The 17057-nt window shown below is 64.2% G+C and carries 16 protein-coding genes; 8 read left to right on the top strand and 8 right to left on the bottom strand.

Going from position 1 to position 17057, the window contains the following annotated elements; genetic code table 11:
- Nucleotides 1-44 precede the first annotated feature (44 nt).
- The 3 genes from NKJ76_RS00165 (at nt 45) to NKJ76_RS00155 (ending at nt 5332) form a co-directional block, all read left to right on the top strand.
- On the top strand, nt 45-869 hold the full coding sequence (locus tag NKJ76_RS00165) for a MurR/RpiR family transcriptional regulator (RefSeq protein WP_352536512.1): 825 nt from the start codon (nt 45-47) through the stop codon (nt 867-869).
- Nucleotides 870-1040: 171 nt separating this feature from the next.
- On the top strand, nt 1041-2204 hold the full coding sequence (locus NKJ76_RS00160; protein WP_352536511.1) for an efflux RND transporter periplasmic adaptor subunit: 1164 nt from the start codon (nt 1041-1043) through the stop codon (nt 2202-2204).
- Entirely contained in the window at nt 2201-5332 is a 3132-nt protein-coding gene (locus NKJ76_RS00155) for an efflux RND transporter permease subunit (protein WP_352536510.1), read from the top strand. Before NKJ76_RS00160 ends, NKJ76_RS00155 begins: the two co-directional genes overlap by 4 nt.
- A gap of 181 nt (nt 5333-5513) precedes the next feature.
- On the opposite strand, the gene NKJ76_RS00150 is transcribed toward NKJ76_RS00155, so the two are convergent.
- From NKJ76_RS00150 to NKJ76_RS00140, 3 genes are read right to left on the bottom strand one after another with little or no spacing between them, the layout of a single operon-like run.
- The gene (locus tag NKJ76_RS00150) at nt 5514-6551 is read right to left on the bottom strand and encodes a zinc-binding dehydrogenase (protein WP_352536509.1); all 1038 of its coding nucleotides are present in this window, start codon (nt 6549-6551) and stop codon (nt 5514-5516) included.
- Between the two features lie 11 nt (nt 6552-6562).
- Nucleotides 6563-6865, bottom strand: a complete 303-nt coding sequence (locus tag NKJ76_RS00145) for a zinc-binding dehydrogenase (RefSeq protein WP_352536757.1) — start codon at nt 6863-6865, stop codon at nt 6563-6565.
- A complete protein-coding gene (locus NKJ76_RS00140; RefSeq protein WP_352536508.1) occupies nt 6768-8006 on the bottom strand; it encodes an acyl-CoA dehydrogenase family protein in 1239 nt (412 codons plus the stop codon). The genes NKJ76_RS00145 and NKJ76_RS00140 overlap by 98 nt, the downstream gene beginning before the upstream one ends.
- Before the next feature lie 127 nt (nt 8007-8133).
- Here NKJ76_RS00140 and NKJ76_RS00135 point away from each other — a divergent pair, with 127 nt between their 5' ends.
- The 3 genes from NKJ76_RS00135 to NKJ76_RS00125 are packed head-to-tail and all read left to right on the top strand — an operon-like array spanning nt 8134 to nt 10492.
- Entirely contained in the window at nt 8134-8949 is an 816-nt protein-coding gene (locus tag NKJ76_RS00135; RefSeq protein ID WP_352536507.1) for an SDR family oxidoreductase, read from the top strand.
- Nucleotides 8946-9461, top strand: coding sequence for a MaoC family dehydratase (locus tag NKJ76_RS00130; RefSeq protein WP_280791431.1), 516 nt, complete (start codon nt 8946-8948; stop codon nt 9459-9461). The genes NKJ76_RS00135 and NKJ76_RS00130 overlap by 4 nt, the downstream gene beginning before the upstream one ends.
- Nucleotides 9458-10492, top strand: a complete 1035-nt coding sequence (locus NKJ76_RS00125; RefSeq protein ID WP_352536506.1) for a phosphotransferase family protein — start codon at nt 9458-9460, stop codon at nt 10490-10492. The genes NKJ76_RS00130 and NKJ76_RS00125 overlap by 4 nt, the downstream gene beginning before the upstream one ends.
- A 249-nt stretch (nt 10493-10741) precedes the next feature.
- On the opposite strand, the gene NKJ76_RS00120 is transcribed toward NKJ76_RS00125, so the two are convergent.
- Nucleotides 10742-11578: a hypothetical protein gene (locus tag NKJ76_RS00120; protein ID WP_352536505.1), complete on the bottom strand. Its 837-nt coding sequence runs from the start codon at nt 11576-11578 to the stop codon at nt 10742-10744.
- 113 nt (nt 11579-11691) lie between these two features.
- On the opposite strand from NKJ76_RS00120, the gene NKJ76_RS00115 reads away from it, so the two are divergent.
- Together NKJ76_RS00115 and NKJ76_RS00110 are read left to right on the top strand one after the other, a co-directional pair.
- Complete coding sequence (locus NKJ76_RS00115) at nt 11692-12336, top strand: TetR/AcrR family transcriptional regulator (RefSeq protein WP_023671149.1); 645 nt, start codon at nt 11692-11694, stop codon at nt 12334-12336.
- Between the two features lie 186 nt (nt 12337-12522).
- Entirely contained in the window at nt 12523-12756 is a 234-nt protein-coding gene (locus tag NKJ76_RS00110; RefSeq protein ID WP_023671148.1) for a DUF680 domain-containing protein, read from the top strand.
- A 139-nt stretch (nt 12757-12895) separates the two neighbouring features.
- On the opposite strand, the gene NKJ76_RS00105 is transcribed toward NKJ76_RS00110, so the two are convergent.
- Genes NKJ76_RS00105 through NKJ76_RS00090 form a run of 4 tightly spaced genes read right to left on the bottom strand, consistent with a single transcriptional unit; the run spans nt 12896 to nt 17054 of the window.
- Nucleotides 12896-13123 (bottom strand): hypothetical protein, encoded by a 228-nt coding sequence (locus NKJ76_RS00105; protein WP_023817243.1) that lies wholly within the window; start codon nt 13121-13123, stop codon nt 12896-12898.
- A gap of 52 nt (nt 13124-13175) precedes the next feature.
- Nucleotides 13176-13760, bottom strand: a complete 585-nt coding sequence (locus NKJ76_RS00100) for a sarcosine oxidase subunit gamma (RefSeq protein ID WP_352536504.1) — start codon at nt 13758-13760, stop codon at nt 13176-13178.
- Nucleotides 13753-16746, bottom strand: a complete 2994-nt coding sequence (locus tag NKJ76_RS00095) for a sarcosine oxidase subunit alpha (RefSeq protein WP_352536503.1) — start codon at nt 16744-16746, stop codon at nt 13753-13755. Before NKJ76_RS00095 ends, NKJ76_RS00100 begins: the two co-directional genes overlap by 8 nt.
- On the bottom strand, nt 16743-17054 hold the full coding sequence (locus NKJ76_RS00090) for a sarcosine oxidase subunit delta (protein WP_023683197.1): 312 nt from the start codon (nt 17052-17054) through the stop codon (nt 16743-16745). The genes NKJ76_RS00095 and NKJ76_RS00090 overlap by 4 nt, the downstream gene beginning before the upstream one ends.
- Nucleotides 17055-17057: the final 3 nt, after the last annotated feature.

Genomic DNA, 17057 nt, shown 5'->3' with positions numbered 1-17057 from the left:
ATTTCGGGGAAGCGGTCTGGACGGGCTCAGGGGTGGGGAAAACGATGATTTCCAGCATTGCCGAACTGATTTCGGACCGCATCGGCACGATGCCGGCCGGCGAGCGCCGCGCCGCGCAGACACTGATTGCGAACTATCCGCTGATCGGGCTGAAGACGGTCGCCGAGTTCTCGACCGCCGCCGGCGTATCGTCGCCGACCATCCTGCGCTTTGTCTCCAGGCTGGGGTTCCAGAACTATCCCGAATTCCAGTCGGCGCTGCAGGACGAACTGGCGGCGCAATTGCAGTCGCCGGCATCGCGCACGCTCAACCCGGCCTCCCCAAGCGGTGCAGTATCGCCAATGCTGGAGGCGACGCTGGACAATATGCGTGAGACCTTCAGGCATCTCTCCGACAGACAGCTTGCCGACATCGCCGCAAGGCTTGCCGACCGGCGCGGCAAGACATTCCTGATCGGCGGCCGCTTCACCGATCCGTTGGCACGCTACATGGCCGCCCATCTCGCCATCATCCAGCCCGATGTCTATCACCTTGCCGGCCAGGAGAGCATCTGGCGCGACCGGCTGATCGACATGGGCAAGCGCGACGTGCTGGTGATCTTCGACATCAGGCGCTACCAGGACAGTCTGGTCCGCTTTGCCCAGACCGCGCATCAGCGCGGCGTTCAGATCGTGCTGTTCACCGACCAGTGGCTATCGCCGATCGCCCGCTTTGCCCGCCATGTCATTGCCGGACGCACCGGCGTGCCTTCGGCGTGGGACTCTTCGGCCGCTCTGTTCGTTGTCGCCGAGACGCTGATCGGCGCCGTCACGAGGCAGCTCGAGGCCGACAGCGCCAGGCGCATCCGCGACCTCGAAAGCCTGCGCTGACACGTTCAATCCCCGCCGCAGGTGCGCAAAATTACGCAGATTTAATGTGCATGGAAGCGGCAGAATTGCCATAAAGCCATGATATTGCGGCGGCTTCGCACATACCGGGTGCGTCGCTGCGCGTTTTTTTGCTTGGCGAAACCGGTAGACGTTTTGCCAACCGGAGTGTCGATGGCCGCCTGGAAACAGATCGTTTTTGCGCTTGTGATCCTGGTCGCGGCTGTCCTCGCCTGGGCGCGATTCTTCCCGGGCGCGCCGGAGGTTCTAGCACGCTGGGGCATCGACTGGACCTATCCTTCGGCGCCCGCCACAACCGGTGCGGTCGACACGACGAAACAGGCAGGCGGCCGCAACGCTGCCGGCCGCCCGGCAAATGTCGTCGCCTTGCCGGCGACCACCGCCACCATCAACGATCGCCTGCAGGCGATCGGCACCGGCCGCGCCAACGCCTCGGTGACGGTCAACCCATACAGCTCTGGGCGCCTCGTTGAATTTCTCGTCCAATCCGGCACCCGCGTCGACAAGGGGCAGATCATCGCTGTTCTCGATTCCGAGACCGAGGTGATCTCGCAAGATCGTGCCAAGCTCGCCTTGCAGGATGCCCATGACAAGCTCGAGCGGGTGAAATCATTGAGGGCCTCTAACGCCGCGACCCCGGTCGCCGTCGCCGATGCCCAAGTGGTGCTGGCCGGCGCCAAACTGGCGCTGCAGGATGCCGAACTCGCCTTGCAGCGTCGTTCGATCGTCGCCCCTATCGCCGGCACGGTCGGCATCCTGCCGATATCGGCCGGCAATTACGTCACCAGCCAGTCGGCGATCGCCACGCTTGACGACCGCTCCTCCATCCTGGTCGATTTCCTGGTGCCCGAGCGCTTCGCCGCCGCCGTCAAGGTCGGCGCGCAACTGTCGGCGACGCCGATCGCCAATCCGAGCAAGGCCTATACCGGCACCGTGTCGGCCATCGACAACCACATCGACGAAAAGAGCCGCACTCTGCTGGTCAAGGCTGCAATCGCCAATCCGGCGGATTCGCTGCGCGCCGGCATGTCGTTCGGCATCACCATGCGCTTCCCCGGCGACACCTACCCGGCCATCAGCCCCCTGGCGATCCTGTGGGGTTCCGACGGCGCCTATGTCTGGCAGGTCGAGGACGGCAAGGCCAGGCGCGTTCCCGTGCGCATCATCCAGCGCAACACCGAGACGGTGCTGATCGACGCTGAGATCGAGGATGGCGACATGGTGGTGACCGAAGGCACCCAGAGCGTCAGCGAAGGCGGCGCGGTCCGCATCGCCGGCCAGGATCAGCGCGCCGCGGACGCGGCCGAAGGCTCATGACCGCGCCTGTCAGCACCGCCAGCGAAACCGGCTTCACCGCTCTCTTCATCCGCAGGCCGGTCATGGCCTTCGTGCTGAACACGCTGATCGCAGTGGCCGGCCTTGCCGCTTTCTACGGCGTCGAAATCCGCGAACTGCCCGATGTCGACCGCGCCGTCGTCACCGTGTCGACGGCTTTCGAGGGTGCCGCCGCCGAAACCGTCGACCGTGAACTGACCGACACCATCGAGGGTGCGGTCGCGCGCGTATCCGGCGTCAAGTCGATCTCGTCGACCTCGTCCTTCGGCCAGAGCCGCGTCACCATCGAGTTCAACGACGGCGTCGATTTGAACGTCGCCGCTTCCGACGTGCGCGACGCGGTCGGCCGTGTCGCCAACATGATACCGGAGACCTCCGATCCGCCGCGCATCGTCAAGGCCGATGCCAATTCCGATGCCGTGATGCGACTGGCCGTCACCTCCGACACCATGTCGGTGCAGGACATGACGGTGATTGTCCAGGACCAGATCGAGGACGAACTGGCTGCCGTGCCTGGCGTCGCCGACGTTCAGGTCTATGGCGACCGCGACAAGATCTTCCGCATCGATGTCGACCAGAACAAGCTCGCCAGCCTCGGCTTCACTGTCGCCGATCTGAGGGCAGCGCTTGCCTCGGTCGCTTTCGATTCACCAGCCGGTTCGATCACCACCACCAACCAGGATCTCATCGTCCGCACCACGGCCGATGTGACGACGCCGGAAGAATTCGAAAACATCATCATCGGCGGCACGACGCGCATCCGCGACGTCGCCACCGTCACGCTCGGTCCCGACATCGGCCAGACCTCGTTGCGCTCCGACGGCAAGACCGGCATTGGCCTTGGCATCATCCGTCAGGCGGAATCGAACACGCTGGATATTTCCACCGGAGTGAAAGCAGCCGTCGCCAAGCTGCAGGAAAACCTGCCCAAGGGCATGTCGATCAAGATCACCAGCGACGACGCAGTCTTCGTCAACGGCGCCGTGCACGAGGTCGAGATCGCGCTCGGCCTGTCGATCTCCATGGTGCTGATCGTCATCTACATCTTCCTGCTCGACTGGCGCGCGACGCTGATCCCTGGTCTGTCAATGCCGGTCGCCATGATCGGCACCATCGCCGCCATCTATCTCGCAGGCTTCTCCATCAACATTCTGACGCTTCTGGCGCTGGTGCTGGCGACCGGCCTTGTCGTCGACGACGCCATCGTCGTTTTGGAAAACATCGTGCGACGGCGCAACGAAGGCATGGGGCCTCGTGCCGCCGCCGTGCTCGGCGCCCAAGAAGTGTTCTTCGCAGTCATCGCCACGACGCTGACGCTCGTTGCCGTTTTCGTGCCGATCTCCTTCCTGCCGGGACAGACCGGCGGCCTGTTTCGCGAATTCGGCTTCGTCCTCGCCATGTCGGTGCTGCTCTCCTGCGTGGTGGCGCTGACGCTGTGCCCGATGCTGGCCTCGCGCATGTTGACCGGCGCATCGCTCCACCATGAAGGCGGTCACGGCATTGGCGCGCGCGTCGGTGGCGCGCTGAACGCGGCCTACAAGCGCGCCTTGCATGCCTGCCTCGGCGCGCCGTGGATCGTGCTGCTGGTTGCGGTGCTGTTTGCGGGCGTCGCCTTCAGCCTGTTCGGCACCATCCGCCAGGAACTGACGCCGAGCGAGGACCGCGCCGTCGTGCTGTTGCGCATCAACGCGCCGCAAGGCGTCAGCCTCGATTACACCACGCAGCAGATGCAGAAGATCGAGCGGCTGATCCAGCCGCTGCGCGATTCCGGCGAGATCGTCTCGACCTTCGAAAACGCCGGCCAGAACGGCGCCTACAATTCCGGCTTCATGGTGATGACGCTGGCGCCGTGGGACGAGCGCACGCGCAGCCAGCAGGAGATCATGGCGCAGATAAGCCAGCTGACCCGGCAGGTGCCATCCGTGCGCATCTTCCCGGTGCAGGCCAATAGCCTCGGCATTCGCGGCGCCGGCAACGGCCTGCAATTCGCGCTGGTCGGCAACGACCGCAAGGCGCTCGGCGACGCGGCGGTGAAGATCATCGCCCGGATGCAGGCCGATCCGCGCTTCCAGACGCCGCGGCTTTCCATCGACCCGACGCAGCCGCAGCTGGCGGTGGCCATAGACCGCGAGCGCGCCTCCGATCTCGGCATCGACATATCAGGGCTCGCCAACACCTTGCAGGCGATGCTCGACGGCAACGATGTCGTCGATGTCTACATCGCCGACCGCAGCTATGGCGTGAAGCTGGTCTCGACCACCAACCCGATCAATGATCCGACCGATCTGGAAAACATCTTCCTGAAGACCGCCGACGGCCGCTTCGTGCCAATGTCGACCATCGCCACGCTGACCGAGCGCGCCGTGCCGCCGTCGCTGACCCGCGAACAGCAGCAGCCTTCGGTGGCGATCACCTCGAACCTGAACGGCAATTTCGCACTGGGTGACGCGCTCGGCGTTGCCGAGCAGATCGCCGCCCCGCTGCTGCCGCCGGGCAGCCGCGTCCTGCCGCTGGCCGAAGCCGCGACGCTCGGCGAGACCAACAGCGCCATGATCACCATTTTCGGCTTCGCGCTGGTCATCATCCTCCTGGTGCTTGCCGCCCAGTTCGAAAGCTTCGTCAGCGCCGTCATCATCATGGCGACGGTCCCGCTCGGCCTTGCCTGCGCAATCTTTGCGCTGCTTTTGTCAGGCACCAGCCTCAATGCCTACAGCCAGATCGGCCTCGTGCTTCTGGTCGGCGTCATGGCCAAGAACGGCATCCTCATCGTCGAATTCGCCAACCAGCTGCGCGACGGCGGCCTCGGCGTGCGCGAGGCGATCGAGCAGGCCTCGATCATCCGCCTGCGGCCGGTGATGATGACGATGATCTGCACCATCCTCGGCGGGGTCCCGCTGGTGCTGGCCGCCGGCGCCGGTGCCGAAGCGCGCATCGCGCTCGGCTGGGTCATCGTCGGCGGGCTGGGTCTCGCCACCGTCTCGACGCTTTTCCTGACCCCGGTCGCCTACCTCCTGCTCGGCCGCTTCGTCACGCCGAAGTCGCATGAGGAAGCGAGGCTGAAGCGGGAGCTTGAGGAAGCGGCGTACACGAATGTGGAGCCGGCGGAGTAGCTCCGCTTACCCTCCCCCTTGTGGGGAGGGTCGGACCGCAGGTCCGGGGTGGGGGTGCAGCGCCAACTAACGTCGGTCCAGCGCTCCCGCGAATAACAGAGGTGGAGCCAAGACCCCCACCCCGACGAACGAGCAAAATTGCTCTTTCGTCGACCCTCCCCACAAGGGGGAGGGTAGAAAGTCACGGCCTGATAAACACCTTCCCGTTCGGCTTGGCCAGCTCCGCCGGGACCTTCGCCATCGCCTCATCCAGCGGTAGCACCGCCGTCACGTCGGTCGACCAGCGCCCATCCGAAAAGCGCTTCTGTGCTTCCATGATCGCCGGGCCGCGCTTGTCGCGGAAGTGGCGCATCCATTCGACCAGCCAGAAGCCTTCAATGTGCTTGTGTTGGAAGATCATCTGGCCGGGCTCACGGATGACAGTGGTGTCCGGATCGAGCCGCCCATAGATGATCCAGCGCGAGCGCTTCGGCATGGCGTCGAAGATCGCCGAGGCCAGCGGCCCGGTCACCGCATCGAGTAAGATGCGCGGCTGCTCGGCCTTGACCACATCGCGTAGTGCTGCCTTGAAATCCGGCGCCTTCTCGTTGAGCACATGGGCCGCCCCGACCTCCTTCAACAGCGGAATCTGCTCGTCGCGGCGCACGGTGACGATCGGCCGGAACCCAGCCTCCTTGGCGAGACCCGCGATCAGCTTGCAAAGCTGGCTGGCGCCGGCGGTCATGATGAAGGCTTTTTCGCCCGTCTCCTTGACGATGTCGAACATGGCGAGCGCCGTGAGCGGGTTGACGATCATCGCCGCGCCATCCTCGTCGCGGACCGTGTCGAGCAGCGGAATGCAGCCGGCAGCTTCGGCAACTGCATAGTCCGCCCACGCGCCCCAATTGGTGACGCCGGTGGTGAAGGCGATGCGCTTGCCGATCAGGCTTTTCGCATAGGGCTCATCGCCGCTGGCAACGACCGTGCCGACACCCTCGAAGCCGGCCGGCTGGCCCTTGGCGCGCGGCTGACCGTACTGGCCCTTGATGAACATGACGTCGGACGGGTTGATCGAGGCGAGGCTGACCTTGATCAGAACCTGGCTCGGTCCGGGCGTCGGCACGCCGATGCTGCCAAGCTTGAGATACGGCTCCATCGCCTCCAGCGCACTGCCGGAGGGCGTCCTGGTGTAGCCGTCGCCGGTCAGCAGCAGTGCTTTCATGTCTGAGGGGATCGCCATGGCGGGGCTCCTTACAGTTTGAGGATGAGCTTGCCGGATGCGCCACGGCCAAGCACGCGCGTCACCACGGCGGCGGCATCGGCCAGCGGATAAGTGCCTTCGATGACCGGCCGAACCTTGCCGGCGAGATGCCAGCCGACCAGTTCCTTCAGATTGTCGGCATGGACGAGCTGGTCGAGCGGCGCGAAATCGCGGGCGATAATGGCCTTCATCCGCTCAGACCTTTTCCTGCGTGTATTTCCTGAGCTCCGTACGCGCCACCTGCCGGCGGTGCACGGCGTCCGGCCCGTCGGCGAGGCGCAGGGTTCGCAGATGCGTCCATGAGCGTGCCAGCGGCGTGTCCTGGCTGATGCCTTGCGCCCCGAACATCTGCACCGCCTCGTCGGTGACCTTGAGCGCGACGCGCGGTGCGATGACCTTGATCTGGCTGATCCAGGGCGCGGCTGCGCGCGCATCGCCTTGGTCGATCATCCACGCCGCCTTGAGGCAGAGCAGCCGCGCCATCTCGATCTCCATGCGGCATTCGGCGATGATGTCGAAATTGGCGCCGAGCTTGGCCAAGGGCTGGCCGAAGGCCTCGCGGCGCACCGAGCGCTGGCACAGCAGCTCCAGCGCCATTTCGGCCTGGCCGATGGCGCGCATGCAATGGTGGATGCGGCCGGGGCCAAGCCGCCCCTGGGCGATCTCGAACCCCCTGCCCTCGCCGAGGATCAGGTTTCCGGCCGGCACCCTGACATTGTCGAAGCGAAGATGCATGTGGCCATGCGGCGCGTCGTCGTCGCCATAGACCTGCATCGGCCGCAGCTTGGTCACGCCCTTGGTGCCGGACGGCACCAGGATCATCGAATGGCGGCGGTGCTGCGTCTCGGCTTCGCCGGTGCGAACCATGACAATGTAGATGGCGCAGCGCGGGTCCCCGGCGCCCGACGCCCACCATTTCTCGCCGTTGAGTACATAGTCGCCGCCTTGCTTTTCGCAGCGCATGGCGATGTTGGTGGCGTCGGAGGAGGCGACATCCGGCTCCGTCATCAGATAGGCCGAGCGGATTTTCCCCTCGAGCAGCGGCGCCAGCCATGCCTGCTTGTGGTCCTCCGAGCCATAGCGCTCCAGCACCTCCATATTGCCGGTGTCGGGCGCCGAGCAATTGAAGGTCTCCGCGCCGAGATGCGCCTTGCCCATCTCCTCGGCCAGATAGGCATATTCGACGGTTGACAGCCCATAGCCGCGCTCGGAGCCGGTCAGCCAGAAATTCCACAGGCCGCGATCCTTGGCCGTTTTCTTCAACCCTTCGAGGATCTCGGTCTGCCGCGCGGTGTAGACCCAGCGGTCGCCGCCCTTGCCGACCTCGCTCAAAAACTCATGATCGAGCGGCATGATCTCGTCGCACACCATGGCGGCGACACGGGCGTGGATCGGCTTCAGCCGCTCGGTCATGCCGAGATTCATGTCCGCCATCGGTCTCCAACCCTTTCACGCATCTGGGGCACTTTACCCGTGGCAAGGATGACCGTACTTCGGGTAGCCTTGTCAACGCGAGCCCTTTCGCCCCAGACCGTGAGCAGAGAGGCGCGGAGGAATTGCGATGAGCTATCTGGAAGAACTGTTCTCAGTCGCCGGCAAGACAGCGCTGGTGACGGGAGCCGCGACCGGCATCGGCCGCATGGTGGCGACCGCTTTGGTCCAAGCCGGCGCTACCGTGATGATCGCCTCGCGCAAGGGCGAGGATTGCATCAAGGTCGCCGCTGAGTTGAACGGGCTCGGCGGCTCCGGCAGTGCCGAAGGCTTTGCCGGTGACGTCTCGAGCGAAGCAGGCATTGCCGCGCTGGTCGGCGAGGTCAAGGCGCGCACCGAGAAGCTGCACATTCTGGTCAACAATGCCGGCATATCCTGGGGTGCCTCCCTGGAGGATTTTCCCTATAGCGGCTGGGCCAAGGTGTTCGCCGTCAACGTCACCGCCGTCTTTCATCTGACGCGCGAATTGCTGCCGCTGCTGGAAGCCGCCGCGAGCGATGCCGATCCGGCCCGCGTCATCAATCTGGGCTCGGTGATGGGCACGCAGCCGCTGGCCGACGATGCCTATTCCTACACCGCGTCCAAGGGCGCCGTTCACCACCTGACGCGCACGCTGGCGATCGAACTCGCGGCGCGGCGCATCACCGTCAACGCCTTCGCGCCCGGTCCCTTCCAGAGCCGGATGACCGCCTTTGCCACGGGCACCGACGAAAAGGCCAGACATGTCGGCAGCCATGTCCCCATCGGCCGTATCGGCGTGGCGGATGACATCGGCGGCGCAACGCTCTATTTGTGCAGCCGTGCCGGTTCCTATGTCACCGGCGCCATCCTGCCGATCGACGGCGGGCAGTCGGTGCAGCATGGGCTGACACTGTTCAAGGAATGAGCCGCGGTCGGCGGCGAGGGGAGGACACCGCAGTGGAACCGATCAGTCTCGATGTGCTTCTGGCCAGCGTCGGCAAGGAAGTCGGCGTCTCGCCATGGCGCGAGGTCACACAGACCATGATCGACCAGTTCGCCGACGCCACCGACGACCACCAGTTCATCCATTGCGACCCCGAGCGGGCCAAAAACGAGACGCCGTTCGGCGGCACCATCGCGCATGGCTTCCTGTCGTTGTCGCTGCTCTCGGCGATGACCTTCGAGACCATGCCGCCGCTGGAAAAGGGCAAGATGGGCGTCAACCACGGTTTCGATTCGCTGCGCTTCCTGGCGCCGGTGAAGACCGGCGCGCGCATCCGCACCCGCTTCGTGCTGGCCGACGTCAAGGTCAGGCCGTCGGGCTGGGTGCAGACGGCGCATGACGTGACCATCGAGATCGAAGGCTCGAAGAAGCCGGCGCTGACGGCGCGCTGGCTGACGCTGACGCTGATCGAGCGTGAGCCGGAGACCGCATGAGCGGCGACGCCAACGCGCTGGACCAGACGGCACTAGCGCCCTATCTCGAGGCGCACATCCCGGGTTTTGCCGGGCTTCATTCCATCGAAAAATTCAAATCCGGCCAGTCGAACCCGACCTATCTGCTGACCGCGGCCAGCGGCCGCTATGTCCTGCGCGCCAAGCCGCCGGGCCCGTTGCTGAAATCGGCGCATCAGGTCGACCGCGAATTCACGGTCATGAAGGCGCTGGCCGGCACCGCCGTGCCGGTGCCGGCGATGCTGCATCTGTCGGCGGAGGCGACGCCGATCGGCCGCATGTTCTACGTCATGGATTTTCTCGACGGCCGCATCTTCTGGGATCCGGCAGTGCCGGAGGCCGCTGGCAACGATGAGCGCGCCGCCCTCTACGATGCTATGAACGCCACGCTGGCGGCCCTGCACGATGTCGATGTCGAGGCGGTCGGGCTCGGCGATTTCGGCAAACCCGGCAATTACTTCGAACGCCAGCTGGCACGCTGGACCAGCCAGTACCGCGCCTCGGAGACCGGCACGGTCGCCGACATGGACCTGCTGATCGCGTGGCTGGAGACGCATATGCCGGCCGATGACGGCCGAAAATCTCTCGTGCATGGCGACTACCGGCTGGACAACATGATCTTCGCGCCCAGCGAGCCGAAAGTGCTGGCGGTTCTCGACTGGGAACTGTCGACACTCGGCCATCCCTTCGCCGACATCGCCTATCAATGCATGCAATGGCGGCTGCCGCACGCCTCAGGCTTTCGCGGCCTTGGCGGCGTCGACCGCGCCGCCCTCGGCCTGCCCTCGGAGGAAGCCTATGTCGCGGCCTATTGCAGGCGGCGCCGGCTGGGCGGCATCGACAATTGGAGCTTCTTCCTCGCCTTCTCCTTCTTCCGTTTGGCGGCCATCTGCCAGGGTGTCTACAAGCGGGCGCTCGACGGCAACGCCTCAAATCCCGAAAAGGCAAAAACCTATGGCGAAGCGGTGAAGCTGCTGTCGCACCTTTCCGCCAACCTGATCGACCGAACCTGACTCGACAATGAGATATTGTGGTCGGCGCGATTTGATGACAGATCGGATCAGTTCCGTTCCCCGACCGGGGAGCAAGCCCATACGGAGGTGGTGGCAACCGGCCTGGAAACAGGACGCAAACCGATCACCGTCTGTAGACAGAGCATGATGCCGAAAGTGTGAAGCGGTTTTCGGACGACATCATGCTCTATCTATTTGATTAGAGCCGGTTTCAGATTTGAGGTCAATTCGACCTGAAATCATCCGGCTCTAGCGCGCATCGCTGGAAATGAACTTCATGTGCCGGCTGACTTGCAGGGCGATGTAGACGACCAGCGAGCATCCGATCGGAAACACGATCTCAATGAGGCCGGTGGCGACAGCCTGCGGCAATGCCAGCGCAATGTCCTTGGCTGCGGCGGTCTCGATCGTCAGCGCCGTGATCCCGCCGCCGAACACCGCGCCGGCCAAGGCACCCGCCAGCATGAAATGCAGCGAGCGAGGTTCTTCCTTGGATGCCAGCGAAGCCAGCATCCAGCCCAGCAAACCATACTCGATCGCCCGCAACATACCGAGCGTGGTGAGCGACAGGATCACGGGCTTTGCCGATACATCAAGCGCGCTCACCATCACCTTTTGCGTACCTTTGGCGATGCCCATGGCCAGCGGCCCCGAGATCATGGCGATCAGGCCGCCAAGCGAGGCTCGCACCTTGGTGATCGCCGTGCCGAGGCTGACGCCGGCGCAGACGAAGAATGACCAGGTCACGCCTTGCGCCAAGTCGATCAGAACCTGGGTCGGGGCCGGGTGCGAACCTGCCGCAAATCCGGCAGTCAGAATAAGCGCTTCCATGGCGAAGCCGATTGCGATCGCCAGCCATGCGACTATCACGACTCGCCTGAGCGCCAGCCTTGCGCCATGAGAAAGTGGATGTGCGCCCGGCAGCCCGGACGAAAGCTCTATCGCAGTCATAGAGGCCCCCCAAAACCGAAATTTCTTGCAGAGCCGCCAAATAGGCTTTGTTTGTAGCAGTCCGATGTTGCCTGCGTGCGCCCAGGTTACACATGCTGTGACATAGATGCTGTCGAAATGGACCAGAACGGGCACGACTATTCGAGAGAAAGCTTGAGGTCGCTTTTTGATGTCCCTGACAGCGCCCTTGCCCGTTTCCGTACAGCGTATATATTTAGCCATGCACAACCAACCAAAGGCACCGGGTCTTGCCACTGAGCGTCCAGAAACGCCGCGAAAAACAAAAAGCCGAACTGCGTTCCGAATTGCTCGACGCAGCCCACAAGCTCGTCAAGGAAGAAGGCTATGAAGGGCTGACCATCCGCAAGTTGGCCAAGCGGGTCGGCTATGCTCCGATGTCGGTCTATTCCTACTTCGCCGACAAGCAGGACATCCTGTTTGCGCTGGCCGAGGATGCCTTCGAAACACTTGCCCGCCGCATCGAGGAGCATCCTTCCGACGATCCGATCGAGGCCTTGCGTGCGGTGATGACCGAATATGCCGCCTTCGGGCTCGGCAATCCCAACGAATACCGCACCGTGTTCATGACCGAAAAGACCAAGCTGCCGGAAGGCAGAAGCTATGAGGACATGGAAGAGGCCAACCCGGCGATGAAAGCGCTGATATCCAGGGTCGAGGCCTGCGTTGCTGCAGGCAAGCTGCAGGGCGATCCGCGCGCCATCGCCACCATGCTTTGGGCAGTCGGCCACGGCACCATCTCGCTTTTGATCACGTTCCCGTTCTACCCCTTCGGGGATCCGCAGGCTTTCGTGACGCGGATGTGCGATTTCACACTCGCCACGCTCAGCACTCAGAATGTGCCGCCGCTGACCGAGACCCCGGTCGACTGCTGAGCATCCCCGCCCCTCCAATTCAACGTCCGGCCTGACAGCTTCGGCTGTGTCAGTGCGCCGCAATTTTCGGCGTTCAAAAAGATTTTTCGTACGCGTACGTTTTCCGACTTGAAAACCCATCTCGGTGGACGTATGTGTACGTTGTATCGTACATGTACGAAAAGAATTTAACCGATGGAGACAGACATGAACAAGACCCTTCTCGCTCTCGCCACCGTGCTGGCTCTCTCCGGCTCGGCTTTCGCCGCCAACAACACACACTCGACCAAGCAGGCCCCCGCCGCCACCTGCGTCGACACCACGACCAATGCCAAGCTCGATTGCGCCGTGACCGGCTCGGTCGAAAAGTCCGACGTCAAGGCCAAGAGCCCGCGTCTCGGCATCGAGATCAACCCATGGATCGTGCCGAGCACGTTCTAAGTTGATCGGGCTCGACCACAGCACAACGATTAATTTAAGGGCGGCAGGATAATCCCGGCCGCCCGTTTTTTCCTCAGCGCCCCCATTTTCTCAGCGCAAGCTGGGCTTCTTCGAGTTCAAACCTGGCGTAGCCGAACGGTTATTTCTTGCGCGGTTTGCGACCCGGCGCCGTCTTGGCCCTGCCGGGTCTTGCCGGCGCGCCTGGGATGGCGGTCGAGGTGATCGACACCGGATCGCTGGCCGGAAACGTGTCCTCGAGGCCTTCCTCGAGTTCCTCTTCGGCAGTCACCTCGTGATGCTGCTCATGTTCGAGTGAGCGCACGGCGGACGTCTTGCCAGCTGACTTCGGCGGCGCTTTCGACGGCATCGTATGTTCTCCCTGATGAGGGAAGCAGAACGGCTTGACCCGTCAAACGTTCCTACGCCGCCGCGTCGCTGGCTGCTTCCGACAGGAAAGTAAAGACATAGTCCGAGAAGGAACGCCAGCACTCGACCCGGAAGGCATCGGCTGCCGTGCGCAGCAGCAGGATTTCGCACTTGCCGAGACTGGTGCGCGACGCCGCGCGCACCGGAAAAGCCTCGAGCGACAAATCCTGCGGGCAGCCTGCATTGATCGCGGCGGCCGCCGCCGGGCCGGTGACGACGAAGGCGACGTTGCGGTGCGAGATGCCGACCGCCGAATGCAATGCGGCAACCCCAGCACAATCGGCCAGCGGATCCTTGCCGGCCTCGTCGATGACCAGCCACTCGTCAGGGCCGAGCCACAGCGCCGTGCGGCCAGCCTTGGCCGCCGAAGTTTTCGGCTGCTTCGGCAAGGTCAGGCCGAGCGCCTTCGACAGCGCCGCGACGGAAGCCTCCGGCGCGCGCAGCGACATGCGCTCCGCCGGCGGCAGCACCTCAACCTTGACATCCGTTGCGGAAACGACGCGTCCAGCCAGGGCCGGGCGGCGCTCGATGGACGGCGCTGCAGCTGGGGCCGTCTTCTTTGCAGCAGCCTTAGCCATTGAGGCGCCCTCCCGTCTCGTCGAAGAACACCATGCCCGTAACCTCCACTTCGATCACCCTGTTCGGCATCGGCACATAGAGCGTGTCGCCCATCCGGTCGCGGCCGCCGGCAACCAGCGCCAGCGCGATCGAGCGACCGCAATTTTCCGACCAGTAGCTGGATGTGACGTGACCGATCATCTTCATCGGGATCGCCTGCTTCGGGTCGGCGACGATCTGCGCGCCTTCCTCAAGCACCACTTTCGGGTCCTTGGTCTTCAAGCCGACCAGCTGCTTGCGGCCCTTGGCGACCAGATCGGGCCGCGTCAGGCCGCGGATGCCGACGAAGTCGGTCTTCTTCTTGCCGACCGCCCAGTCGAGCCCGGCATCGTTCGGCGTCACCGTGCCGTCCGTGTCCTGGCCGACGATGATGTAGCCCTTTTCGGCGCGCAGCACGTGCATCGCCTCGGTGCCGTAAGCAGTCGCGCCATGCTTTTGGCCTTCGGCCCACAGCGCTTCCCAAACGGCCTGCCCGTAGTCTGCCGGCACATTGACCTCGAAGCCGCGCTCGCCGGTGAACGACATGCGAAACAGCCTGGTCGGCACGCCGCAGATCTTGCCTTCGCGCACCGACATATGCGGCAGCGCCTCGTCCGACATGTCGACGCCTTCGACCAGCGGTGCAATGATGTCTCGCGACTTCGGCCCCTGCACGGCGATGACCGCCCATTGTTCGGTGATCGACGTCAGCCAGACATTGAGATGCGGGAACTCGGTCTGGAGATAGTCCTCCATGTGGTTCATGACGCGCGGCGCGCCACCCGTTGTCGTCGTCACATGGAAACGATCCGGCGCCAGTCGGCCGACGACGCCGTCATCATAGATGAAGCCGTCCTCGCGCAGCATGATGCCATAGCGGCAGCGGCCGGGCTCAAGCTTCTCCCATGGATTGGTATAGAGCAGTTCCATGAACCTGGCCGCATCCGGTCCGACCACTTCGATCTTGCCCAGCGTCGAGGCATCGAACAGGCCGGCATTGGTGCGCACAGCGACGCATTCGCGGTCGACCGCCTTGTGCATGTCCTCGCCGGGTTTGGGGAAATACCAGGCGCGCTTCCACTGGCCGACATCCTCGAACACCGCGCCTTGAGCTTCCGCCCAGGGATGGATCGCGGTCTTCCGTGTCGGGTCGAACAGCGGACCGCGCGAATGGCTGACGATCGCGCCGAAAGTGACAGGCGTATAGGGCGCGCGGAACGTGGTCAGCCCGACCTCGGGGATCGGCTTGCCAAGCGTCTCGGCGGCAATCGCCAGGCCGTGCATGTTGGAGGTCTTGCCCTGGTCGGTCGCCATGCCGTTGGTGGTGAAGCGCTTGACGTGCTCGATCGAGCGCATGCCTTCATGCACCGCCTGGCGGATGTCCTTGGCGGTGACGTCGTTCTGAAAATCGACGAAGGCCTTGACCGTCTTGTCCGGCCCGGCGCCGGGCGCCGCGCCCAGCATGCCGCGCGACCAGCTTTCCGACGCGTCGACCTTCGGCTTAACGCCCTTGGCCACTTTGCCGTCCGCATCCTTCGCCGCCTTGGCGCCGGCCGCATAGGCTTCGTCGATCGACGCCGACAGCCCATCGGTGCCGTTGCAGGCGCCGACCGAAACGCAGTCCTGCGCATAGATGCCCGGCACGAAGCGCTTGGTCTCGTCATCGAAGGCGACCTTGCCGCGCGACTGTGAGAACAAATGCACCGACGGCGTCCAGCCGGCCGACATCAGGATGGCGTCGACCGGAATGGTGCGCTCGCCGCCCCCATTCTTCGGCTGCACCGTCATCGAGGTCACGCGCAACTTGCCGCCGGCGCGGATCACCGCGCGGCCGAAATTGACCTCGATCCCGAGCGCCCTCGCCTCGTCGATCACAGGCCCGGTCGGATGGTCGCGCAGGTCGACGATCGCCGCCACGTTGACGCCGGCCTTCTTCAGGTCGATCGCGGCGGAGTAGGCCGAGTCATTTGCGGTGTAGACGCCGACATTTTTGCCGACCGCGACACCGTACTGGTTGAGATAAGTCCGCGCCGCCGAGGCCAGCATGATGCCGGGCCGGTCATTGTCGGCAAACACCATATGGCGTTCGATGGCGCCGGTCGCCAGCACCACGCGCTTGGCGCGGACCTGCCACAGCCTTTCGCGCGGCAGATCGCGGCCGGGGTTCTGCAGATGGTCGCTGACCCGCTCGACCAGGCCGACGAAATTCTGCGCGTAGTAGCCGAACGCCGTCGTCCGCGACAAAACGCGGACATTGTCCATGGCGGTGAGCTTGGCCACCGCGCCTTGCGCCCAGGCATAGCCGTCCTGGCCGTCGATCTTCGCCCCGCTCTCGAAGCGCAGGCTGCCGCCGAAGCTGGCCTGTTCATCGGCGAGGATGACACGCGCGCCGGTTTCGGCAGCGGCGAGCGCTGCCGCAATGCCGGCCGCACCGCCGCCTAGCACCAGCACGTCGCAATGCGCATAGCGCGACGAATAATGGTCGGGATCTGGCTTGTCAGGCGAAACGCCGAGGCCGGCCGCGGCGCGGATCTTCGGCTCGTAGAGGCTCTTCCAGGCTGCCTTCGGCCACATGAAGGTCTTGTAGTAGAAGCCGGCCGAAAACAGCGGCGATGCAATGTCGTTGACCGCGCCGACATCGAAGGCCAGCGAAGGCCAGCGGTTCTGCGACTGCGCGACCAGCCCGTCATAGAGCTCCTGCACCGTGGCGCGGATGTTGGGCGCCTTGCGTGCCGCGTCGCGCTTGACCTCGACCAGCGCGTTGGGCTCTTCCGCTCCGGCCGACAGGAAGCCGCGCGGACGGTGATACTTGAACGAACGTCCCACCAAATGCACGCCATTGGCAAGCAGCGCCGAGGCCAGCGTGTCGCCTTCGATGCCGGTGTAAGACTGGCCGTCGAAAGAGAACCGCGCGGTCTTGGCCTGGCTGAGACGGCCGGCGCTCGGAATGCGGAACGCGCCGCTCATTTGGAAGCCATTTCGTTGGAGTTTTTGGGCAGCTTGGACGGTTTCGGCTCGCCGGCTTTGTAAGTCATGACGAACTTGTCGGTGACGGTGTCGCGCACCGCATTGAAGAAGCGTGCGCAGCCATGGATGTGGCGCCAGCGCTCATAGATGATGCCCTTGGGGTTCGAGCGGATGAAGAAGAACTTTTCAAAATCGTCGTCGCTCTCGCCCGCCATGTTGGCCGAACGCGCAATATGCGCCTCGCCGGCGTTACGGAACTCGAGCTCCGGGCGCTCTTCCTCGCAATAGGGGCAGCGGATGAGAAGCATTAT

The organism is Mesorhizobium sp. M0029 (assembly GCF_040323735.1).
In the GTDB taxonomy this organism is placed as follows: domain Bacteria; phylum Pseudomonadota; class Alphaproteobacteria; order Rhizobiales; family Rhizobiaceae; genus Mesorhizobium.
The sequence above is the reverse complement of the archived record's forward strand: the minus strand, read 5'-3'. Positions and strand labels throughout refer to the sequence as shown.